The organism is Ensifer sp. BR816 (assembly GCF_000378985.1).
Lineage (GTDB): Bacteria > Pseudomonadota > Alphaproteobacteria > Rhizobiales > Rhizobiaceae > Sinorhizobium.
The window spans coordinates 5,553,536-5,574,789 of the sequence record NZ_KB905370.1 but is presented as its reverse complement, the minus strand read 5'-3'; the positions used below and the strand labels follow the sequence as shown (position 1 = coordinate 5,574,789).

Sequence of the window (21,254 nt, the reverse complement as noted above, 5' to 3'; positions counted from 1 at the left end):
AGCTTTGGGGCCCGGGTCTCGACGCGTCGCGGATCTGTAGCTGTGTATGCCGGCCACGCTTTGTAGGTCCGGGGCCCGCGGCCAGACCATTTGATGCGCCGCTCGGACCGGTGTGGTCTCCTTGCCTCTTGACGGCGCGGCTCGCGTAGACAGAGGTCCCGCCGCGCCGGTGTTCCGCCTGCTGTGCCGATGCCCTACCTGAGCCTGCCGACGATCCTGTCGCGCGGTTCAAGTCACCGCGATGACCATGCCGTTCGAGTCGAGATGGCACCTGACTCGCGCCTGACGGACCTCGGCGCCGCCTTGTCGCGCATATTCTATGCGCACGGCAATTGGAGCCGTCAGCGCGCCACCGCGTTGCGCGACTAGAGGACCGGCGCTTGCGCCGCGTACCCGCACGGCGCCAAGGGGCAATGCGGCCGACGTGATCGCCTGGAGGCAGACGCGAACCACGGCGCCTGTGCCATCCGAAATCGCTCCCGTTGTCATTGGGTCGGTCACGCGATAGCCCAAAACGCCCTCCTCGTACTCGCCGCGCTCGCCGAGCCCAGACTTTAACGGCCAAAGGGTAGAAGGCAGGCGGACGGACGTCGATACGCCCGTTGCGGGAGCGACGCCGGCTCCCGCGGTGTTCGTTGACGATCCGCCAATTTTGCCACCCACCGCACCACTTCCGGTCGATGTGCCATGACTCTGGCCGCCGGCGTTGCCGCGAACCCCGCTGCTCGGTCCCGCTTTCGCACCGACCGCGGCTCCAGCCTTTTTTCCGCCTCCGGCGCTGGTCTTCGACTGGCCGCCGTTTTTGCCACCCGCGGCCGCGGCGCCGAGTCCCACACCACCGAACTGACCACCCAGGTCCAAAGCCGGGGCCAGCCCCATTGTAACTGCAATCAGGAAGGTCGCGGCCAAGTAGGCCCGCATCGCCATAGTCCTTATCTGCGCATGTCACTCCTGGACTTCCCCCTTACCAGAGGCCGGGCAACAGCCGCCTGGGGAGAAGCTCGTCGGGCAGCGGCTTCGGTGCGCGCTCCATGCCCGCCTCTCGGCGCTCCGTGCGGGTCTTGCGCGGGGCAATTTCCTTTCGCGTCGCCGCAGGCGCGCGGCCATCGGCCCGCTCGCGCGGCTCCTCCGACGCACGCTGCTGCGCCGCCGATATCCGGGTCAATTGCTTCTTCGCCGCATCGCGTTCCTGGAGAGCGGCGTCGAGCTCGCGCGCGAGTGACGCTGCCTTCTCGCGTTCCAATGCGAGCTGTTCGACAGCCCGACTTGCCGCAGCCTCGGCAATTTGGCGAGCCAGCATGACGGCGGCCTTCTCCGCCGCTACCAAATTGGCGTCGGGCTGCGGAACTGCGGTCAATTGGCGGGCCACGACGAGATCGCGGCCGTCCTGTATCGCCCACCGGTTTGCCGCGTCGCGTTCACGGCGGGCGGAGTCGAGCTCCCGCGCTAGCAAAGCTGCCCTCTCGCGTTCCGCCGCGAGCTCTTCGACAGCCCGCCTTGCCGCAGCCTCAGCAATTTGGCGCGCTACAGCGAGATCGCGCCCGTCCTGCGTCGCCCACCGTTTTGTCGCGTCGCGCTCACGGCGAACGGAGTCGAGTTCCCGTGCGAGCGACCTCGCCTTCCCGCGTTCCAGCGCGAGCTCTTCGACAGCCCGCCTTGCCGCAGCCTCGGCAATTTGACGGGCCTCCACGTCGGCGGCCTTCCCTGCCACTGTCAAACTGACGTCAGTCCGCGGGGCCGCAGTCGACTGACGAACTTCGTAAGTTGCCTGCTTTCGCCGCACCTCATCAAGTGCCCGTCTCTCATCGGCCAGGGCCGCTTCCGCGGCGTCTCGCGCCCGGAGCGCGGCAGCCTTTGCCCGCATTGCTCCAGCGGCTTTGGCCTCCACCTCTTCGACGACTTGCAGCATCATCGTCAGATCTCGCGCGAGTGCGTCTGCTCTTTGGCGCTGCTTCTCGGCGACACTCCGCATCGCCTCGAGGTCTCGTCTGGCCGCCGCCAGAGCGCGGCGCAGAATTTCCTCCAGCTTGCCCCCGGCCAACTGCATGCCACTCTTGGGCGCATCGGCCTCCTGGCTTGCCGCGAGAAGAATTTCCGCCGGCGCAGCGCTTCTGGCGCGTTCGCGCGGGGTCAGCGCAAATGCCTCGTCGATCCAGACTTCCGCGACCTCCCCGTCCGGCGCAGTCGTGTCCGCTTCTGGCTTGAGCTGGGCCTTCATCGCAGCGAGCTCGACCTGCCCAGTACCGAGCAGCCGTCCGATTCTCGGAAGGTCGGACATCCCCATTGCCTCGATCGCCGTATCGGGCAAGCCGCCAAGCAACGCATCCCATCCCGAAGCGCTGATTTCGAGCGTATCTTGCGGGGCAAGTCTGTCGCGATTTGCTGCCTGCCCTACTGCGGGAGAGCCAAGCAGCAGAACGAGGCAGAACGAGATGAGGCTGAGTGTTGCCATAGCTAAGTCCCGCCGGGGCGACTTGCCATGATACTGCCTTGGATCGTTCCTCGCTAGAGGGAATGCGGCGCCGGCGCATCTCACCTCGAACGTCCCGGATGAGATTGGCGACTGCGCACCAGAACACGGCTCCCCTCGTGCCGGCCTCGAAGTCTGGGCCTGCGCCTCGTTTACTTTGAGTGCGGCCGCATCTAGCGGAAATGGAAGCCCCCGGGTGCGCCGACCTGCGGCACGATCGTTGGATCGGAAAAGTTGCGGTAACCGATGAGCGGAACGTCGCATTTTAGATCGAACTGGCCGATGGGGGTCCTGCGGACGCAGTCATTCATCGACCGGTACGGATGACCTGCGATCTGGTGGGTGCCGGGCGTGGGCCCGATACTGCCCGTCACAGTTGTGCACGCGACGAGCGCCCCGCTGAAAAGGATGCAAGCTAGCGTAATCGAAGCGCGATCGTTCATCGATGCTTCCCCGTCTGGTTCCGGCCTGCCTGGACCGGCAGCCCGGGTCAGGGCCAAATCAGCCTCGCGTAGTTTCGCCGGCGTTGAGGCATTCCACCAAATGCCGACGGTAGCACTTGCTTATCTTCGTATTAGAAAATGCTGAAGGATAGGCCTGCGAGGGCGGGAACGCAAACGGCTTGAGACGCTCGACTGTTCCGGCAGCTCGTAGTCGAGAGACGATGCAACCATTTGATTTAATTGGTCAATGGCACGCCCAACGGGACTCGAACCCGTGTTTCCGCCGTGAAAGGGCGGCGTCCTAGACCGCTAGACGATGGGCGCCTGCGCACGGCTCGTAACCGTGCAGCGTTGCAGCGACCTTTGTGCACCGGCATGGCGCACGGCGCTGCAAGACGAGGTGGCTTATAGAGGGGCCTTCGGATTCCCGCAAGTGACCGAGCGCGACTAAGTTGGATTTTTCTTGGGAAAAATCGGGAAATTGGCTCGGCCGGATGGCAAGGAAATTGGTACGCCCAACGGGACTCGAACCCGTGTTACCGCCGTGAGAGGGCGGCGTCCTGACCGCTAGACGATGGGCGCCTGTGCCGAAGCATCAGCAACATACTATGAAAAAGGTGAAATAGGAAAGAGGAGGAATGGCACGTCCCACGGTACAGCCAATCGCTTTGTTATTGCTAGGAATTTTTGAAGCAGCTTCACGCATTTTAGCCAGCAGCAGGCAACGCCCTAACCGGCCTTCGCAGCGTCCGACACGCGCAGTTGCACCCGACGTGACCCTTGCCAGAGATCCGCCGACACGGACCCGGCGACATGAACCGTCGCGCCGCGATTGCCGAGCAGGAAATCGCCGAGCGGCGTTTCCGTCGCCCGGAAGGCGATACCGTCGATGCGGCTACCGTCATGGCCCTCGAGCGTGACCTTGACATGATTGGCGCCGACTTGACGGCTGTCGCGCAGCCGGTGCTGGGGAAAGGCGAAGACCGGCTGCGGATGAGCCGATCCATAGGGGCCCGCCTGGTCGAGAAGGTCGACGAGGTCGAGCGTTGCCCCGGCCGCTGCCAGCGCGCCGTCGAGCTTGAGGGTCTCTACGGCGACCAGATCGCGTACCGCAGTCTCGGCGCGCTCCTCGAAGAATTGGCGCAATCTCCCGAGTTTGGCCCGCTCGACCGTCAGGCCGGCCGCCATGGCATGTCCGCCGCCTTTGACGAGGAGGCCATCATCGACGGCCGCGCGAACGAGCCTGCCCATGTCAAAACCGGTGATCGAACGGCCGGAGCCCGTTCCGCGGCCGCTCGGGTCGAAGGCGATCGCAAAGGCCGGTCGGCGGAACTTCTCCTTGATGCGCGCCGCGATGAGGCCAACGATGCCAGGATGCCAGTTTTCCCGGGCGGTGACGATCACCGAGGCACCCTCGCCCGTGCCGTATTCCGCCAGCACTTCCGCCTCCGCCTCGGCGAGCATCGCCGCCTCCATCGCCTGCCGCTCGCGATTGAGCTCGTCGAGCTGGCTGGCGATCACCTCGGCCGCCGTAGCATCATCGAGGGTCAGGAGCCGGCTGCCGAGGGCTGCATCGCCGATCCGCCCGCCGGCATTGATGCGCGGCCCGATCAGAAAGCCGAGGTGATAGGGCGTCACCGGGCCGCCAATTGCGGCCTTGCGCAGCAGGGCTGCCAAGCCGTTATTGCCCATATGGCGCGCGGCGATCAGCCCCTTGACGACATAGGCGCGGTTCAGTCCCTTGAGCGGCACCACGTCGCAGACCGTTGCGAGCGCGACGAGGTCGAGCAGTGCCAGCAGATCGAACGACCCGACACGCGGCTCGCCCGCAAGGCGCAGCACCCGCAATGTGTTGACGAGCACCAGATAGACGACGCCGGCGGCGCATAGGTGCCCTTGCCCGGACAAATCGTCCTCGCGATTCGGATTGACGAGCGCGTGGCACGGCGGAAGCGTCGCACCGACCTGATGGTGATCGATGACGACCACGTCGATGCCGCGGTCGGCAGCGACGGCGAGCGACTCATGGCTCGTCGAGCCGCAGTCGACGGTGACGATCAGAGCGGCGCCGTTGCCGATCAACTGCTCGATCGCGTGCGGGTTCGGACCGTAGCCCTCGAAGATTCGATCGGGAATATAGATCTCGGCCGGGACGTCGAAATGGCGCAGGAACCGCAGCATCAGCGCCGAGGACGCCGCCCCGTCGACATCGTAATCGCCGAATATCGCGACTTTTTCGCCGCGGCGAATGGCGTGAGCGAGTCGCTCCGCGGCCCTTCGGCAATCGGTCAGCAGATCCGGATCGGGCATCAGCGCACGGAGCGTCGGGTCGAGAAATTGCGCCGCATCATCAAGGCCGACGCCGCGCCCTGCCAGCACCCTTGCGATGAGCTCCGAATAGCCGTGCACCTGGCTGATCGCCAAGGCGCGATTCTGCCCGGCCTGATCCAGGCGCGAGACCCAGCGCTGACCGCTGATCGAGCGTTCGACGCCGAGAAATGCCCGCTCTATCGGATCCGCCAATACGTCCATGCTGCCTGTCCGCCCGAAGTCCTCGCGTATTTAACGAAGATTTCTAGGCGGAAAAACCGTCAGGCCGGGCACCCCGGCCTGCAATCGGCCCGCCGGAGCGGTTTCTCAACAGTTTTAATGGATCACCAGTCCTTGGGCCGCTCGATACGGATCACCTGCGGTTCGCCGACGAGGTAACCCTCGCCCTTGATCGAAACGATCGCCTTGCGCACCGAGGCTTCGTGCGTGGCGTGCGTCACCAGGATAATGGTCTTCGGCTCGGCCGGATCCGCATAGTGCTTGGAATGCTGCATGATGGATTCGAGCGAGATGTCGTTCTCCGCCATGTGCCCGGCTATGTTGGCGAAGACGCCCGTGCGATCGACCACTTTCAGGCGGATGAAATATCCGCCCTCATGGCTCTGCATCCGCGCCTGCTTGTAGGGCAGCAGCGCAGTGGTCGGTCGCCCGAAAGCCGGGACGTGCTGGGCACCCGGGCGGCTCTTGGCGATATCGGCAATATCGCCCAATACGGCCGAGGCGGTCGCATTGCCGCCGGCGCCGGGGCCGACCATCAGCAATTCGCCCAGTATGTCGGATTCGATGGCGACTGCGTTCGTCACGCCGTCGACCTGTGCGATAACGGAATCATAGGGCACCATCGTCGGATGGACGCGCTGCTCGATACCGCTCTCGGTGCGCTGTGCCACACCGAGCAGCTTGATGCGATAGCCAAGGTCGGCGGCTGCCTGGATGTCCTCGATCGAGATATTGGTGATGCCTTCCAGGTAGATGTCGTCGGCGGCGATTGCCGTGCCGAAGGCGAGGCTCGTCAGGATCGAAAGCTTGTGGGCGGTGTCGTTGCCCTCGATATCGAAGGCCGGATCCGCTTCGGCATAGCCGAGACGCTGCGCTTCTTTCAGGCAGGCCTCGAAGGTCAGCCCCTCCTTCTCCATCTTTGTCAGGATATAGTTGCAGGTCCCGTTCATGATCCCGTAGACGCGCGAGACGGTATTGCCCGTCAGCGATTCGCGGAGCGCCTTGATGACCGGAATGCCGCCTGCGACCGCCGCCTCGTAGTTGAGCAGCGCGCCCTTTTCCTCGGCGATGCCGGCGAGCTCGATGCCGTGCCTGGCAAGTAGCGCCTTGTTGGCGGTAACCACATGGATACCGCGCTTAAGTGCGGCCTTGACCGAGGAATAGGCCGGATCCGCTGCCCCACCCATCAATTCGACGAAGACATCGATGTCCGCCTCGGAGGCGAGCGCCACCGAGTCGTCAAACCAGGCAGCCTTCGTCAGATCGACGCCGCGGTCCTTGCTGCGATCCCTTGCCGCCACGGCAACAAGCTCGATCGGCCTTCCGCACGTCGTTGCCAGCATCTCGTGACGTTCCTGGAGAATCCGCACGAGCGAGGCACCAACCGTCCCCAAGCCCGCAATGCCGATTTTGAGGGCATCTGCCATAGCAAGTTCCTAACATGTAGAAGGCGCCCCGCCGGACTGGCGGGGCCATATTGCGCGAAAGTCGGCGGTTTTCCTACCGATGGGCGTTCAGCGAGACGACATTGTGCATCGTCTCGTCCGCCGTCGACAGGAAGCGTTTAATGTTGCGCGCCGCCTGACGAATGCGGTGTTCGTTCTCGACCAGCGCCAGGCGAACATAGTCGTCGCCCTGCTCGCCGAAACCGATGCCGGGGGCCACCGCCACATCCGCCTTCTCGACGAGCAGCTTGGAGAACTCCAGCGAACCCAGATGGCGGAACTTTTCGGGGATCTTCGCCCAGGCGAACATCGTCGCCGGCGGCGGCGGCACCTCGAAGCCGGCCTTGCCGAAACTGTCGACCATGACGTCGCGGCGGCGCTTGTAGATGTTGCGCACCTCCGCGATGTCGCTGCCGTCGCCGTTCAGCGCCTGCGTCGCGGCCACCTGGATCGGCGTGAAGGCGCCGTAGTCGAGGTAGGACTTCACCCGCGTCAGCGCCGCGATCAGCCGCTCGTTGCCGACCGCGAAGCCCATCCGCCAGCCGGGCATCGAGAAGGTCTTCGACATCGAGGTGAATTCCACCGTCACGTCGATTGCGCCCGGCACTTCCAGAACGGAGGGCGGCGGCACGTCATCGAAATAGATTTCCGAATAGGCGAGGTCCGACAGCACGATGATGTCATGCTTCTTCGCGAAGGCGATGACGTCCTTGTAGAAATCGAGTGTCGCGACCTGAGCCGTCGGGTTGGACGGATAATTGAGGATCAGCGCCAGAGGCTTCGGGATCGAGTGCTTCACGGCCCGCTCGAGCGGCGGGAAGAAGCTCTCGTCCGGCTCGACGGAGATCGAGCGGATGACACCGCCGGCCATCAGGAAGCCGAAAGCGTGGATCGGATAGGTCGGGTTCGGACACAGGACCACGTCGCCCGGCGCGGTGATCGCCTGCGCCATGTTGGCGAAGCCTTCCTTCGAGCCGAGAGTGGCGACCACTTGCGTCTCGGGATTGAGCTTGACGCCGAAGCGGCGGGCATAATAGGCGGCCTGGGCGCGGCGCAGCCCCGGAATGCCCTTCGACGACGAATAACGATGGGTGCGCGGGTCCTGGACGACCTCGCAGAGCTTGTCGACGATCGACTGCGGAGTGGGAAGATCCGGGTTGCCCATGCCGAGGTCGATGATGTCAGCACCGGCGGCTCGCGCGCTTGCTTTCAAACGGTTGACCTGTTCGAAAACATAGGGCGGCAAACGCCGGACTTTATGAAACTCTTCCATCTCCAGACCTCATTTGGCGCAGGTTTTTGGGCCTCTTCGGCAATCGCTCAACATGCGCGGGGTGAATGGCCGTCATTGCGGCCATTCAACGCTTTGCGGCCAAATCACGAGAAAGGCAAGTGCTAATTCTCGATCTGTTTCAGCGCTTCGGCCCCATGCTGTTCGGCAAGCAACTGCAATTCCTTCAGACGGCGCTGATACTCCGCTTCGGAGATGGCGCCGGATTTACGCTGGGCGGAAAGCGCCGTCAGCCGCCCCTGCATGTTGACCGCCTCTTCGTTGGTCATCTGCTGCATGGCGGCAGGCTTCTGTCCATAGACCGAGGGGTAGGTGGCGAGATCGGCCGTCGAACTGCATCCGGCAAGCATGCCTGCGAGAATCAAACCGGTAATCCGGGAAAGCGAACGCTGGTTTGCGGCGACGAGCATGCTGGCGATGACCTCTGCTTTTAAGGGGCGACGATGCGCTAGCCCTTGTAATCATTTTCGGGCAGAATGTAAAAATACAAAACAAACAACGTGCTGTGGAGGACGCCGGGTGACATCAGACAAGGCCGAGGACACCACGGGCAAGGGCGGCTTCTCAGGCTTCGATCCGAAATCGGTCGAGCCTTACATCGTCAAGGATCCCCATAATCTGGCCATCAACCTGGCCCGCGCCGTCGAACAGATGGGAAAAGCGGCGTCGGCGTGGTTGGCGCCGCGGGAGACCGGCGAGAAGAAAGACGCCTACGCCGAGCCTGTCTCCGACATGGTCAGGACACTCTCCAGAGTCTCCGAATACTGGCTATCCGATCCGCGCCGGACGCTGGAAGCGCAGACGCATCTGATGGGAAGCTTCTTCGACATCTGGTCGAGGACAATGCAACGCATGGCCGGCGACGATGTCGCCGAATCGGAGAGCCTCCAACGCAACGACAAGCGATTTTCGGACGAAGACTGGGTGAAGAATCCCTTTTTCGACTTCATCCGCCGGGCCTATTTCGTGACCTCCGACTGGGCGGAGCGCATGGTCGAGGATGCCGAAGGGTTGGACGACCACACCCGTCACAAGGCGGCCTTCTATATCCGGCAGATATCGAGCGCGCTCTCCCCGACCAATTTCATCACCACCAATCCGCAACTCTACCGGGAGACCGTGGCATCCAGCGGCGCAAATCTCGTCAAGGGCATGCAGATGCTCGCCGAGGACATCGCCGCCGGGCGCGGCGACCTCAGGCTCAGGCAGACGGATACCAGCAAGTTCGCCATCGGCGAGAACATTGCGATCACCCCCGGCAAGGTGATCGCGCAATCCGAAATCTGCCAGGTCATCCAGTACGAAGCGACCACGGAAACGGTGCTGAAACGGCCGTTGCTGATTTGCCCGCCGTGGATCAACAAATACTACGTGCTCGACCTCAACCCGCAGAAGTCCTTCATAAAATGGGCCGTCGACCAGGGCCATACGGTCTTCGTCATTTCCTGGGTCAATCCGGATGAACGCCACGCGCGAAAGGACTGGGAAGCCTATGCGCGCGAAGGCGTCGGTTTCGCGCTCGACACGATCGAACAGGCAACGGGCGAGCGCGAGGTCAATGCGATCGGCTACTGCGTCGGCGGCACCTTGCTCGCTGCGACGCTGGCGCTTCATGCCGCCGAGGGCGACAAGCGGATCCACTCGGCAACGCTCTTCACGACGCAGGTGGATTTCACCTATGCGGGCGACCTCAAGGTCTTCGTCGACGACGACCAGATAGAGCAGATGGAAGCCAATATGAGCGCGACCGGCTATCTCGAAGGCTCGAAGATGGCGACCGCGTTCAACATGCTTCGCGCATCCGAGCTGATCTGGCCTTACTTCGTCAACAACTATCTCAAGGGCCAGGACCCCCTGCCCTTCGACCTGCTCTACTGGAACTCCGATTCGACGAGAATGCCGGCCGCCAACCACTCCTTCTATCTGCGCAATTGCTATCTCGAGAACAAGCTGGCCAAGGGTGAGATGGTGCTCGGCGGCCGCAAAGTATCGCTCGGCGACGTGACGATCCCAATCTACAACCTTGCCACCAAGGAAGATCACATCGCGCCCGCGAAGTCCGTCTTCCTTGGAAGCGGGTTCTTCGGCGGCAAGGTCACCTTCGTTCTGTCCGGCTCCGGCCACATTGCCGGCGTCGTCAACCCGCCGGACAAGGGCAAATACCAGTTCTGGACGGGCGCCCCCCCGAAGGGCGAGCTGGAGCCGTGGCTAGAGAAGGCAAAGGAAACGCCCGGCTCCTGGTGGCCACATTGGCAGGATTGGGCCGAAGGGCTCGACAAGCGGCGCGTTCCCGCCCGCAAGCCCGGAGGGCCACTCAACTCCATCGAGGAAGCGCCGGGCTCCTACGTGCGCGTACGCGCCTGACCTGCGGAAGCGCATTGTGAACTTTGCCCGCCCGCTCGTTCCAGCGACGCTGCTTCAGCGTTACAAACGCTTCCTCTTCGATGCAGACCTCGCGGACGGAACGCGGATCACCGGCTCCTGCCCGAATACCGGCTCGATGCGTGGCCTGACGACGCCAGGATCGGCAATCTGGCTGTCCGAGCATGACTCGCCAACACGCAAGTATCGCCACATGCTGGAAATCGTCGAGGCGGACCGCACGCTTGTCGGCATCAATACCGGGCTGCCAAACCGGATCGCCGAAGAAGCGATCGCCGCCGGGCTGATAAGCGATCTCCACACCTATGAAACGCTCCGCCGCGAACAGAGGTACGGGCGCAATTCGCGGATCGATATTTTGCTCAGCGATCCGGCAAAGGGGCTTGCTTATGTCGAGGTGAAGAATGTCCATTTCAGCCGCGCCGAGGCGTTGGCAGAATTTCCGGACAGCCCGACGCAGCGCGGCACCAAGCACCTTGACGAGCTCGGGGACATGGTCGAGACGGGACACCGGGGGATCATGCTCTATCTTGTTCAAAGAAACGACTGCAGCGTCTTGCGGATATGCCGCGACCTCGATCCGGTTTATGCTCGAGCTTTCGAACGGGCCGCTCGTCGCGGCGTCGAAGCCTATGCGGTCAGATGCGCGATATCGCCGTTCGACATCGTGCCGGCCGGTGCGATGATAGTGGACGAACCGGTACTTGCTGATCTAAGAAAACCGCCTGAAACATCGAAAGTCTTGGAATGGTAACTTATATCGAGGCCGGCGCCGCCCCCTACAAGAATACCGGGGTCATTCGTCTCTACGGGCCGGACGGATTCGAAGGCATGCGCAAGGCCTGTCAGGTGACGGCACGGTGCCTCGATGAACTGGTGCCGCGGGTGCGGCCCGGCGTGACGACGGAAGAGATCGACCGCTTCGTCTACGAGTTCGGCATGGATCACGGAGCGCTGCCCGCGACGCTGAATTATCGTGGCTATACCAAGTCGTCCTGCACGTCGATCAACCACGTCGTCTGCCACGGCATACCGAATGACAAACCCTTGCGCGACGGCGATATCGTCAACATCGACGTGACCTATGTCGTCGATGGCTGGCACGGCGATTCCAGCCGAATGTACCCGGTCGGCGACGTCAAGCGCGCCGCCGAACGCCTGCTCGAAGTCACCCATGAATGCCTGATGCGCGGCATAGCGGCGGTTCGGCCCGGTGCCCGTACCGGCGCCATCGGCGAGGCAATCCAGATCTATGCGGAGTCGGAGCGCTGCTCCGTCGTCAGAGACTTCTGCGGCCACGGCGTGGGACGATTGTTCCACGATGCTCCGAACATCCTCCACTACGGACAAGCCAGCGAAGGGCCGGAATTGAGAGAAGGCATGATCTTCACGATCGAACCGATGATCAATCTCGGCCGGCCGCATGTGAAGGTGCTCTCGGACGGATGGACGGCCGTCACCCGCGACCGGTCGCTTTCGGCGCAGTACGAGCACACGGTCGGGGTTACGGCGAATGGCTGCGAAGTCTTCACGCTTTCACCGGCCGGCCTTTTCATGCCCGGCGTCAGCGCTCTGGGCAACGCGTGACGAAGCCGCCCGTTTTTCCAGAACCGGACGAAGGCGAGACCGCCGACGAACGGCATTTCTTCGCGCAGCAGAAGACGCGGAAACTGGACAAGACGCCGGCGCTTGGCGGCAACGTCGAGGCGCATTATCACGGTCATCGCGATCGGCTACGAGCCCGCTACCGCGAACAGGGCGATGTGTCGCTTGCCGACTACGAGCTTCTCGAACTCATTCTGTTCCGCCTCATTCCCCGCCGCGACACGAAACCGATCGCCAAGGACCTTCTCGTTCGCTTCGGCACGCTCGCCGGTGTCTTCGGCGCGCCGCAGCACTTGCTGCAGGAGGTCAAGGGCGTCGGCGAGTCCGTCGCGCTCGATTTGAAGCTCATCGCGACCGCCGCACAACGGATGCTGAAGAGCGAGCTGCGCAACAAGCAGGTCCTGTCATCCTGGAGCGCGGTGATCGACTATTGTCATGCTGCAATGGCGCATGAAACGAAGGAGCAGTTTCGCATCCTGTTTCTCGACAAGCGCAACACGCTGATTGCCGACGAGGTTCAGCAGCAGGGAACGATCGACCATACGCCCGTTTATCCGCGCGAGGTCGTCAAGCGAGCCCTGGAGCTTTCCGCGACGGCCTTGATCCTCGTCCACAACCACCCCTCCGGCGATCCGACCCCGTCGCGTGCCGATATCGACATGACGAAGCTGATCGCCGAGGCGGCCAAGCCGCTCGGCATCACCGTCCACGACCATGTGATCATCGGCAAGGACGGGCACGTGAGCATGAAGGGGCTGCGGCTGTTTTAGGCCCGGGCCATTCCGCCCCGATCAAAGCCAGCGCGCACGCCGGAAGAACCGGTAAAGCGTGGCGCAAAGCCCGAAGATCACGGCCAATACGACGAAATAGCCATAACGGAACCGGAGTTCCGGCATGGCGTCGAAGTTCATGCCGTAGATCCCGGCGATCGCCGTGGGAACGGCGAGAATCGCCGCCCAGGACGCGAGTTTGCGCGAGATTTCCGTCTGCTCGGATTGGCCGATCATCAAGCTTGCTTCAAAGGTGAAAGCAAGCACCTCGCGAAGCGCGTCGATGTCCTCCTGAACGCGGCGAACGTGATCGGTAACGTCGCGGAAAAGCGGCTGCATGGCGGCGTCCATGCCGGGTAATTCGAGATGCTCGTGCCGGCGGCAGACATCGACCAAAGGAACGACGGCGTTGCGCAGCTTGAGCAGATTGCGCCGGAGCACGTAGAGACGTTCAATGTCGACCTTGTCCAAGCGACCGCGAAGCAGACGGTCCTCGAGTTTTTCCACCTCGCCGTGGATCGTCTCCACGACCGGCATGTAGTTGTCGACGATGAAGTCGAGGATCGAATAGAGGATATAGTTCTCTCCGTGCGCAAGCGCAGCCGGGGAAGACTCGCAACGCTGCCGCACCGCCATATAGGATGTCGAAGCGCCGTGGCGAACCGAGACGACATAGCCGCGCCCGACGAAGAGATGCGTCTCGCCGAAAGCGATCTCGTCCTCGACCATATGGGCGGTACGCGCAACGACGAAGATGGCATCCCCATAGATCTCCAACTTCGGACGCTGATGCGCCTTGCCGGCGTCCTCGATCGCCAGATCGTGCAGGTCGAACGCCTTCTGCACCTGCCGCAGCAATTGCTGGTCAGGCTCGTGCAGGCCGATCCATACGACAACGTTCTCGCGATTTCGCCACTCTCCGGCGTCTTCGATCTCGATGTCTCGCACGCGGCGGCCATTTTGATAGACGGCGGCCGCCACGACGCCAGGCCGGTTGCTCGACGCGCCTTCGAGCGCTGATTCGCCGCCATAGCCGTGCGCGGGCCGCGAACCATTCGCCGGACCGTTCATCCACTCAAGCGCCATGCCTATCCGTCTCCCACTTCCGCCGAATGCGAGCAGCATAGCGATATTTGACTTCGGACGCATCCAGGACAGATCGCTGCGGCATTGCCACTTCATCAAACCGGCGGATTGACGATATAGATGTCCGTGCGCGAATTTTGCCGCATTGCAATAACGATTCTTGCGCGGGTCAGGGGAAACGGTCATGAACCAGTTCGATCTTATCGTCGTCGGCAGCGGTCCGGCCGGACGCAGAGGCGCGATTCAGGCCGCCAAGCTCGGCAGGAAAGTGCTCGTCATCGAGCAGGGAAAACGCGTTGGCGGCGTCTCCGTCCATACCGGAACCATTCCATCCAAGACGCTGCGCGAGACGGCGCTCAACCTGTCCGGCTGGCGCGAGCGCGGCTTCTACGGCCGCTCCTACCGGGTGAAACAGGAGATCAGCGCGGAGGATTTGCGCCAGCGCCTGATCATCACCCTCAACCACGAGGTCGAGGTCCTTGAGCACCAGTTCGCGCGCAACCGCGTCCAACACATCCGCGGCAAGGCGAGCTTCGTCAATCCGACCACGCTCGAGGTCATCAAGGACGACGGCGAGAGCGTGCAGGTTTCCGGTACCAGTATCCTGCTTGCCGTCGGCACGAAACCCTTTCGGCCGGACTACATACCGTTCGACGGCAAGACCGTTCTCGATAGCGACGAGCTTCTCGACATCGAGAACCTGCCGCGTTCGCTCGTCGTCATCGGCGCCGGGGTCGTCGGCATCGAATATGCTACCATCTTCAGCGCCCTCGACACGCAGGTGACGGTAATCGACCCCAAGTCCACCATGCTCGACTTTATCGACAAGGAGATCGTCGAGGACTTCACCTATCAGCTTCGGGACCGCAACATGAAGCTCAATCTCGGCCAGAAGGCCGAGAAGGTGGAACGGCTTGATGACGGTAAGGTCCAGCTTACGCTCGATAACGGCCGCAGGATCACCACGGAAATGGTCCTGTTTGCCGCCGGCCGCATGGGCGCGACGGATGCGCTCAATCTCGGGGCTGCCGGCCTCGAGGCGGATAGCCGCGGCCGCCTGAAGGTCAATCCGGAAACATTCCAGACGGCCGTACCGAACATCTATGCCGCAGGCGACGTAGTCGGCTTCCCGAGCCTCGCCTCGACATCGATGGAACAGGGCCGCGTCGCGGCGCGCGTCGCCGTCGGCGCGATCGCCAAGGAACCGCAGAAATACTTCCCTTACGGCATCTATGCCGTGCCGGAAATCTCCACCTGCGGGCTTTCCGAAGAGGAAGTGAAGGAACGCGGCATCCCTTACGAATGCGGCATCGCCCGGTTCCGCGAAACCTCGCGCGGGCACATCATGGGGCTCGATGCGGGCCTGCTCAAGATGATTTTCTCGCTGAAGACCCGGCGCCTGCTCGGCGTGCACATCATCGGCGAAGGGGCCACCGAACTCGTCCATATCGGCCAGGCGGTTCTGAACCTGAAGGGCACGGTCGAATATTTCGTCGAAAACACCTTCAACTATCCGACCCTCGCGGAAGCCTACAAGATTGCAGGGCTCGACGCCTGGAACCGTATGGGCGAGATCAAGGCGGTATAGGTCCCACCCCTCGCCGCTCTAGATCATTTCATCGTTTCATTGAAACGGTGAAATGAGCCAACCCTTTGAAATTACGCAATTCCGGACGGAAAACCGTTGTTACACTTTTCCTGGAATTGCTCTGTGCTCGGCCGCCGATTCGGCGGCCTTTTATTTTCCCTGAAACGCGAAAGGCCGCCCGAAGGCGGCCTTCAAATGTTCCGAAAGAGTCCGATTACTCGGCGCTTTCGTCCGCGGCCTTCTTCTTGGCCGGAGCCTTCTTCTTCGGTGCAGCGGCCTCTTCGCCCTCGGCGGCTTCAGCCTTTGAAGCGGCTTTCTTCTTGGCGGACGCCTTCTTGGCCGGCTTGTCCTCGGCTTCGTCCTCGGCCATCAGATCGTCCTTGGAAACGGTCTTGTCGGTCACCGAGACTTCCGAAAGCAGGTGGTCGACGACTTTTTCTTCGAAGAGCGGGGCACGCAGCGAAGCGGCGGCGCCGGGCGTGTTCTTGAAATAGTCGAGGATCTGCTTTTCCTGGCCGGGGAACTGACGCAGCTGCTCGAACAGCGAGCGCTGCATTTCGTCGTCGCTCACCTGGACGCCGGCCTTCTCGCCGATTTCGGAGAGAACGAGGCCGAGACGGACGCGGCGCTCGGCGAGCTTGCGGTACTCGACGCGGGCTTGCTCTTCCGTCGTGTCCTCATCGGCGAAGGTCTTGCCGGCCTGCTCGAGGTCGGTATTGATCTGGCGCCAGATGTTGTCGAATTCGGCGTTGACGAGCCGCTCGGGCGTCTCGAACTGGTACAGTTCGTCGAGCTGATCGAGCAGCTGGCGCTTGACTTTCTGGCGGGTGACCGAGCCGTACTGGCCTTCGATCTGGCCGCGAACGATTTCCTTCAGCTTGTCAGCCGATTCGAGGCCGAGCTTCGTCGCCAGTTCGTCGTTGATTTCGATCGGAGCAGCACCGGCGACCTCCTTCACAGTGATGTCGAAGGTTGCTTCCTTGCCGGCGAGGTTGGCTGCCGGATAATCGGCCGGGAAGGTGACGGTGATGGTCTTCTCGTCGCCTGCCTTGACGCCGACGAGCTGCTCTTCGAAGCCCGGGATGAATCGGTTGGAGCCGAGCACCAGTTCGGCGTCCTCGTCCTTGCCGCCGTCGAAGGCGGCGCCGTCCACCTTGCCGAGATAGTCGATGGTGACACGGTCGCCGTTGGCTGCCTTGCCCTTCTTCGATTCATAGCTGCGGGCGCTTTCGGCGATACGCAGGATCTGCTCGTTGACTTCGTCCTCGCCGATCTCGACGACTTCGCGCGTCACCTTGATGCCGGTCGCATCCTTGAGCTCGATCGCCGGGATGATCTCGTAAGCGAGCGTAAACTCGAAATCGGCTTGGGCGTTGAGGATCTTGTCGGCTTCAGCCTCGTCCTCGGTCATGGCGACTTCAGGCTGCGTGGCCGACTTTTCGCCGCGGCTCGTCAGAATTTCGGTCGGCTTTTCGCGAACGATCTCGTTGACGAGCTCGGCCATGATCGACTTGCCATAGACCTTCTTCAGATGCGAGACCGGCACCTTGCCGGGACGGAAGCCGTTGATGCGGACGCGATCCTTCACCTCGGCCAGGCGCTCGTTCATCCGAGTTTCCATTTCATTGGCCGGAATTACGACCTTGAGTTCGCGCTTCAGCCCTTGAGCGAGCGTTTCGATAACCTGCATGTTCAAACCTTCACTTCACGTTGACAGTGCTCTTGCCCCGAAAGGTCTGGCGAGCACTTGAGCCGATCCATTTGCCGGGAGTGGCTTTACGCAATTCCGCAACCGTTTTGCAAGCAAAATGGCATTTTGCCTCCCCTCCTCACCGTCGAATACCGACATGTGGCCGCGATATTGTCCGGATACGATCGGAAGACTGACCCGTCTCGCCTCGTTGCACCGAAACCCAATCACCGCCACGCAAATGTCGATTGACCAGGCGCCGGTGAACCCAATCACCTACCCGCGACTGCCGCGTCGCCCTCGACGGGCATCACGAAGTCATGGCACATTTCGCGGTGTGTCACGGGCGCCAAATACACCCGATGGCCGCCGAATGGCAAGCATTTCCGGTAGGGAAGCCCCACACGAGGCTTGCCAAAATGCCTGTCATTGTTCTACAGGCGGCAAGCACCGCCGTTGCCCGGTTGGTGGAATTGGTAGACACACTTGGTTTAGGTCCAAGCGCGAGAGCATGGGGGTTCGAGTCCCTCACCGGGCACCATCTTCCCTCGATGTGAACCCCCGCCGCCATGCCCGGCTGCCGCGACGCCGCAGCGGATCATCGCGAGCGACCGTGCCTGGCGAACGTCAAGGATCGCGATTGCTCCGCGAGGCCGCCCTCGCGGTTGCCCATCATCCTAAGGACACCTGCGCCCCAGATGCGGGCCGATTGTTTCGCAGTTGCAAAAATCCACTCGCGTTTTCCGAGCCGCACTGCGCAGATTGCCCATTATTGAAGCATTTCTGCAGAGGCGGCGGTTGAGCTATGCATCGGGCGCATGCGTGCCATTCCGCAGTGTCCCTATACAAATTAGGGGTTCGCACCTATCTTCAAAGCATCGATCGGGCAGCGCACTCCTCCTCCCAGCGCTCCCGATACGGATTGGCAACACTCCTCCTCCCAGTTGCCAATCAGAACAGGCAACGCCCGCTGGATCTCCTCCCCCAGCGGGCGTTGTTTTTTGGCGCGTTGCAACAGGTTTCGATAGTCATCGTCCAGCCTGCAGCGGTCGATCTACGGTACCGGCGCCAAAGATTAAGACTGCGTTACCGTCCATCAACAGGATTGCAGGGCATGCATGGGTGCGATGCAGCATCGTCTCTTTTTCCAACGCCCAAATCGATTATATTCACAGCCATAAGATGACGGCCAGCAAGAGAGATAGAGCGCTGGCAAACGACCCTGAAAGGAATAGGATCATGAACCTCGCACGTTCTTTCAACAATTGGCGCAAGTATCGTCAGACCTGCAGCGAGCTCGGCCGCATGAGCGACCGCGAGCTGAACGACCTCGGTATCGGCCGTTCTGACATTCCCTACGTTGCCCGCCAGGCAGTCAAGTAAGCCACAAGACAAGCGCTACTTTTCAAACGCCCTCCGGCTCCCCGCCGGCGGGCGTTTTTCTTTGCCTGCGTCGCGTGAAAAGTGGCAGGGCCGCATCTCTGTTTGACCGGACGAAACGCCAGCCAAGAAAAGCTTTGCGAAGCGCACCGCGCGCCGACGCTTTTGGACTGAGCAAAGCTGCGGCGAAGCACACCCCATTTGCCGCATGCTGGCCTGGGTCCGCCCCCGGTGGCGTGATGCATTCTCGGGCTTTCTCTGCCTTTGCCCATCAAATCATCGATGCAGTGCACAAATGCATAGCAGATGCATTTTCTTTGCACTCCACTTCCAATTAGACAGGCGTATAAGAACCTCAACGACGCAGACAAATCACTGTCTCGCCTAAGCGATCTGAGGAAACGACCATGAACCCCATTCGTATTGCAAAAAGCTGGATCAACTATCGCCGCACTGTCGCCGAACTCGGTGGTCTCTCGAACCACGCCCTGAGCGACATCGGCATCACCCGCTACGATATCCGCAACATTGCGGCTCGCTCCTTCCGCTAAACGGAACGAAAGCCCGGACATCTCAAAGACGGCGCCTGCGGGCGCCGTTTTTGTTGGAAGCGCGACATGCCTGTGGTAGGAAGCCGCGCATGAACAAGACCACCTCCCCTTATTCCCCCATCCATGTCATCGGCGGCGGCCTCGCCGGCTCGGAGGCTGCCTGGCAGATCGCCGAGGCGGGCGTCCCGGTCATCCTCCATGAAATGCGCGGCGTGCGCGGCACGGATGCGCACAAGACCGACGGACTCGCCGAGCTTGTCTGCTCCAACTCTTTCCGCTCCGACGATGCCGCCAGCAATGCCGTTGGTGTGCTGCATGCGGAAATGCGCCTGGCCGGATCGCTGATCATGCAGGCGGCCGATCGCAACCAGGTGCCGGCCGGCGGCGCGCTTGCCGTTGATCGGGACGGCTTCTCGCAGGCGGTCGGCGCCCAGATCGAAAGTCATCCGCTGATCTCGGTCGTTCGCGAGGAAATTGGTGCCCTCCCGCCCAGGGAGTGGGACCTCGCGATCGTCGCCACCGGTCCGCTCACCGCGCCCGCTCTCGCCGAGGCGATCCGCCAGGAGACCGGCGCCGACGCGCTCGCCTTCTTCGATGCCATCGCGCCGATTGTCTACACCGAGACGATCGACATGGACGTGTGTTGGCATCAGTCGCGCTACGACAAGGTCGGTCCTGGCGGCACCGGCAAGGACTATATCAACTGCCCGATGACGGAGGAACAGTACAATGCCTTCGTCGATGCACTGATCGCCAGCGACAAGACAGGCTTCAAGGAATGGGAAGGCACGCCCTACTTCGACGGCTGCCTGCCGATCGAGGTAATGGCGGAACGCGGCCGCGAAACGCTGCGTCACGGCCCGATGAAGCCCATGGGACTCACCAATGCCCACAATCCTTCGGTCAAGCCCTACGCCGTCGTCCAACTGCGCCAGGACAACGCGCTGGGCACCCTCTACAACCTGGTGGGCTTCCAGACCAAACTGAAATACGGTGCCCAGACGGACGTCTTCCGGATGATTCCGGGCCTCGAGAACGCCGAATTCGCACGGCTCGGCGGCCTGCACCGCAACACTTACATCAACTCGCCGATCCTCCTCGATCGTTCGCTGACGCTCAAGTCCCGGCCCGGTCTGCGCTTTGCCGGCCAGATCACCGGTTGCGAGGGCTATGTGGAAAGTGCCAGCATCGGCCTTCTCGCCGGGCGGTTTGCCGCCGCCGAGCGCAAGGGTGATGCGCCGTCGCTACCGCCGGCCACGACGGCCTTCGGCGCGCTCCTCAATCACATCACCGGTGGGCACATCGTTTCCGACGACGAGCCCGGCAAGCGCTCGTTCCAACCGATGAACATCAATTTCGGCCTGTTTCCACCGCTGGAAGCCGGCGCCCTCACGCGGCCGGAAGGTGCCAAACGATTCCGGGGCAAGGAAAAGGCACTGGCCAAGAAACAGGCAACCGCGGCGCGGGCACTCAAGGACTGCGGCGACTGGCTGCATCACGAAGCCGAATAGGCATTTCAGTCGATCGTCTGCGCCGCCGCCTTGTTTTCGGCCGCTGGCTCCGCGAACTCGGATTTCGGGCTGAAGCTGCCGAGCAGCCACAGCGAGACCTCGGCCGCCTCGGCGGCCGTTCGAAATTCGAAGCTGTTGTCCAGGTAGGCGAAATCCGGAAAATGGACGATGAGCCCCTGCCCGCTTTCGGAACTGTTTACCCGCAGCTTACCGGGGTGAATGACATGGCATACATAATGCGTGCCGTGAGATCGGATGAAGCCGGCCTTGCCGTCGTGCAGGCGCAGAAAGATGGCCTTGCCGTCGATGGTCGAATGCAGCGCCCGGATTGCTTCATCCGGAAAAGCCCGGCCAAACTCGACCACTGCGGAACCGGTATCGGGATTGCTGGAGTCGCGCTCGGCGCGTGCATTCATCCAGACATAAAATGCGGCGACGAAGACAATCGCAGCGACGAGTATCAACCAGAGCATAGATCCGTCCCTTTCGGAC

Annotated in this window: 18 protein-coding genes and 3 tRNA genes; 9 read left to right on the top strand and 12 right to left on the bottom strand. The window is 62.2% G+C overall.

Annotated elements, in window-relative coordinates; all coding sequences use genetic code 11:
- Nucleotides 1-228: 228 nt before the first annotated feature.
- The 9 genes from RHIBR816_RS0126840 to RHIBR816_RS0126800 form a co-directional block, all read right to left on the bottom strand.
- On the bottom strand, nucleotides 229-927 hold the full coding sequence (locus RHIBR816_RS0126840) for a hypothetical protein (RefSeq protein WP_018239677.1): 699 nt from the start codon (nucleotides 925-927) through the stop codon (nucleotides 229-231).
- A 37-nt stretch (nucleotides 928-964) separates the two neighbouring features.
- Nucleotides 965-2,452, bottom strand: a complete 1,488-nt coding sequence (locus RHIBR816_RS0126835; protein WP_018239676.1) for a hypothetical protein — start codon at nucleotides 2,450-2,452, stop codon at nucleotides 965-967.
- Nucleotides 2,453-2,643: 191 nt separating this feature from the next.
- Nucleotides 2,644-2,913, bottom strand: a complete 270-nt coding sequence (locus tag RHIBR816_RS0126830) for a hypothetical protein (protein WP_018239675.1) — start codon at nucleotides 2,911-2,913, stop codon at nucleotides 2,644-2,646.
- Between the two features lie 248 nt (nucleotides 2,914-3,161).
- A tRNA-Glu gene (locus RHIBR816_RS0126825) sits at nucleotides 3,162-3,237 on the bottom strand.
- A gap of 183 nt (nucleotides 3,238-3,420) precedes the next feature.
- A tRNA-Glu gene (locus RHIBR816_RS0126820) sits at nucleotides 3,421-3,495 on the bottom strand.
- Nucleotides 3,496-3,642: 147 nt separating this feature from the next.
- On the bottom strand, nucleotides 3,643-5,445 hold the full coding sequence (recJ, locus tag RHIBR816_RS0126815; protein WP_018239674.1) for a single-stranded-DNA-specific exonuclease RecJ: 1,803 nt from the start codon (nucleotides 5,443-5,445) through the stop codon (nucleotides 3,643-3,645).
- 122 nt (nucleotides 5,446-5,567) lie between these two features.
- Nucleotides 5,568-6,890 carry a homoserine dehydrogenase gene (locus RHIBR816_RS0126810; RefSeq protein ID WP_018239673.1) on the bottom strand — a complete coding sequence of 441 codons (1,323 nt, stop codon included), beginning with the start codon at nucleotides 6,888-6,890 and terminating at the stop codon, nucleotides 5,568-5,570.
- A 73-nt stretch (nucleotides 6,891-6,963) separates the two neighbouring features.
- Nucleotides 6,964-8,181, bottom strand: coding sequence for an LL-diaminopimelate aminotransferase (locus RHIBR816_RS0126805; RefSeq protein ID WP_012707954.1), 1,218 nt, complete (start codon nucleotides 8,179-8,181; stop codon nucleotides 6,964-6,966).
- Between the two features lie 122 nt (nucleotides 8,182-8,303).
- Nucleotides 8,304-8,609 (bottom strand): hypothetical protein, encoded by a 306-nt coding sequence (locus RHIBR816_RS0126800; protein WP_018239672.1) that lies wholly within the window; start codon nucleotides 8,607-8,609, stop codon nucleotides 8,304-8,306.
- Nucleotides 8,610-8,718: 109 nt separating this feature from the next.
- On the opposite strand from RHIBR816_RS0126800, the gene phaC reads away from it, so the two are divergent.
- The 4 genes from phaC to radC are packed head-to-tail and all read left to right on the top strand — an operon-like array spanning nucleotide 8,719 to nucleotide 12,956.
- Complete coding sequence (gene phaC, locus RHIBR816_RS0126795) at nucleotides 8,719-10,563, top strand: poly(3-hydroxyalkanoate) polymerase subunit PhaC (protein WP_018239671.1); 1,845 nt, start codon at nucleotides 8,719-8,721, stop codon at nucleotides 10,561-10,563.
- Nucleotides 10,564-10,579: 16 nt separating this feature from the next.
- Complete coding sequence (gene sfsA / locus RHIBR816_RS0126790) at nucleotides 10,580-11,335, top strand: DNA/RNA nuclease SfsA (RefSeq protein WP_018239670.1); 756 nt, start codon at nucleotides 10,580-10,582, stop codon at nucleotides 11,333-11,335.
- Entirely contained in the window at nucleotides 11,329-12,168 is an 840-nt protein-coding gene (gene map / locus RHIBR816_RS0126785; protein ID WP_018239669.1) for a type I methionyl aminopeptidase, read from the top strand. Before sfsA ends, map begins: the two co-directional genes overlap by 7 nt.
- Nucleotides 12,165-12,956: a DNA repair protein RadC gene (gene radC / locus RHIBR816_RS0126780; RefSeq protein WP_018239668.1), complete on the top strand. Its 792-nt coding sequence runs from the start codon at nucleotides 12,165-12,167 to the stop codon at nucleotides 12,954-12,956. Before map ends, radC begins: the two co-directional genes overlap by 4 nt.
- Nucleotides 12,957-12,977: 21 nt before the next feature.
- Here the strand turns inward: radC and RHIBR816_RS0126775 are convergent, their stop codons facing one another.
- Nucleotides 12,978-14,042 carry a magnesium and cobalt transport protein CorA gene (locus RHIBR816_RS0126775; RefSeq protein ID WP_018239667.1) on the bottom strand — a complete coding sequence of 355 codons (1,065 nt, stop codon included), beginning with the start codon at nucleotides 14,040-14,042 and terminating at the stop codon, nucleotides 12,978-12,980.
- 184 nt (nucleotides 14,043-14,226) lie between these two features.
- Between RHIBR816_RS0126775 and sthA the strand changes: the two genes are divergently transcribed.
- Entirely contained in the window at nucleotides 14,227-15,630 is a 1,404-nt protein-coding gene (gene sthA / locus RHIBR816_RS0126770) for a Si-specific NAD(P)(+) transhydrogenase (protein ID WP_018239666.1), read from the top strand.
- 214 nt (nucleotides 15,631-15,844) lie between these two features.
- Here sthA and tig read toward each other — a convergent pair whose 3' ends face one another.
- Nucleotides 15,845-17,320, bottom strand: a complete 1,476-nt coding sequence (gene tig, locus RHIBR816_RS0126765; protein ID WP_018239665.1) for a trigger factor — start codon at nucleotides 17,318-17,320, stop codon at nucleotides 15,845-15,847.
- A gap of 458 nt (nucleotides 17,321-17,778) precedes the next feature.
- Between tig and RHIBR816_RS0126760 the strand changes: the two genes are divergently transcribed.
- The 4 genes from RHIBR816_RS0126760 to trmFO all read left to right on the top strand — a co-directional run bounded on the left by RHIBR816_RS0126760 (nucleotide 17,779) and on the right by trmFO (nucleotide 20,762).
- Nucleotides 17,779-17,861 (top strand) — tRNA-Leu (locus RHIBR816_RS0126760).
- 698 nt (nucleotides 17,862-18,559) lie between these two features.
- Entirely contained in the window at nucleotides 18,560-18,703 is a 144-nt protein-coding gene (locus RHIBR816_RS36490) for a DUF1127 domain-containing protein (protein ID WP_014328243.1), read from the top strand.
- A 404-nt stretch (nucleotides 18,704-19,107) separates the two neighbouring features.
- Nucleotides 19,108-19,251 (top strand): DUF1127 domain-containing protein, encoded by a 144-nt coding sequence (locus tag RHIBR816_RS39070; protein WP_014764283.1) that lies wholly within the window; start codon nucleotides 19,108-19,110, stop codon nucleotides 19,249-19,251.
- Nucleotides 19,252-19,340: 89 nt separating this feature from the next.
- A complete protein-coding gene (gene trmFO, locus RHIBR816_RS0126745) occupies nucleotides 19,341-20,762 on the top strand; it encodes a methylenetetrahydrofolate--tRNA-(uracil(54)-C(5))-methyltransferase (FADH(2)-oxidizing) TrmFO (protein ID WP_018239664.1) in 1,422 nt (473 codons plus the stop codon).
- Nucleotides 20,763-20,767: 5 nt separating this feature from the next.
- On the opposite strand, the gene RHIBR816_RS0126740 is transcribed toward trmFO, so the two are convergent.
- A complete protein-coding gene (locus RHIBR816_RS0126740) occupies nucleotides 20,768-21,235 on the bottom strand; it encodes a hypothetical protein (protein ID WP_018239663.1) in 468 nt (155 codons plus the stop codon).
- Nucleotides 21,236-21,254: the final 19 nt, after the last annotated feature.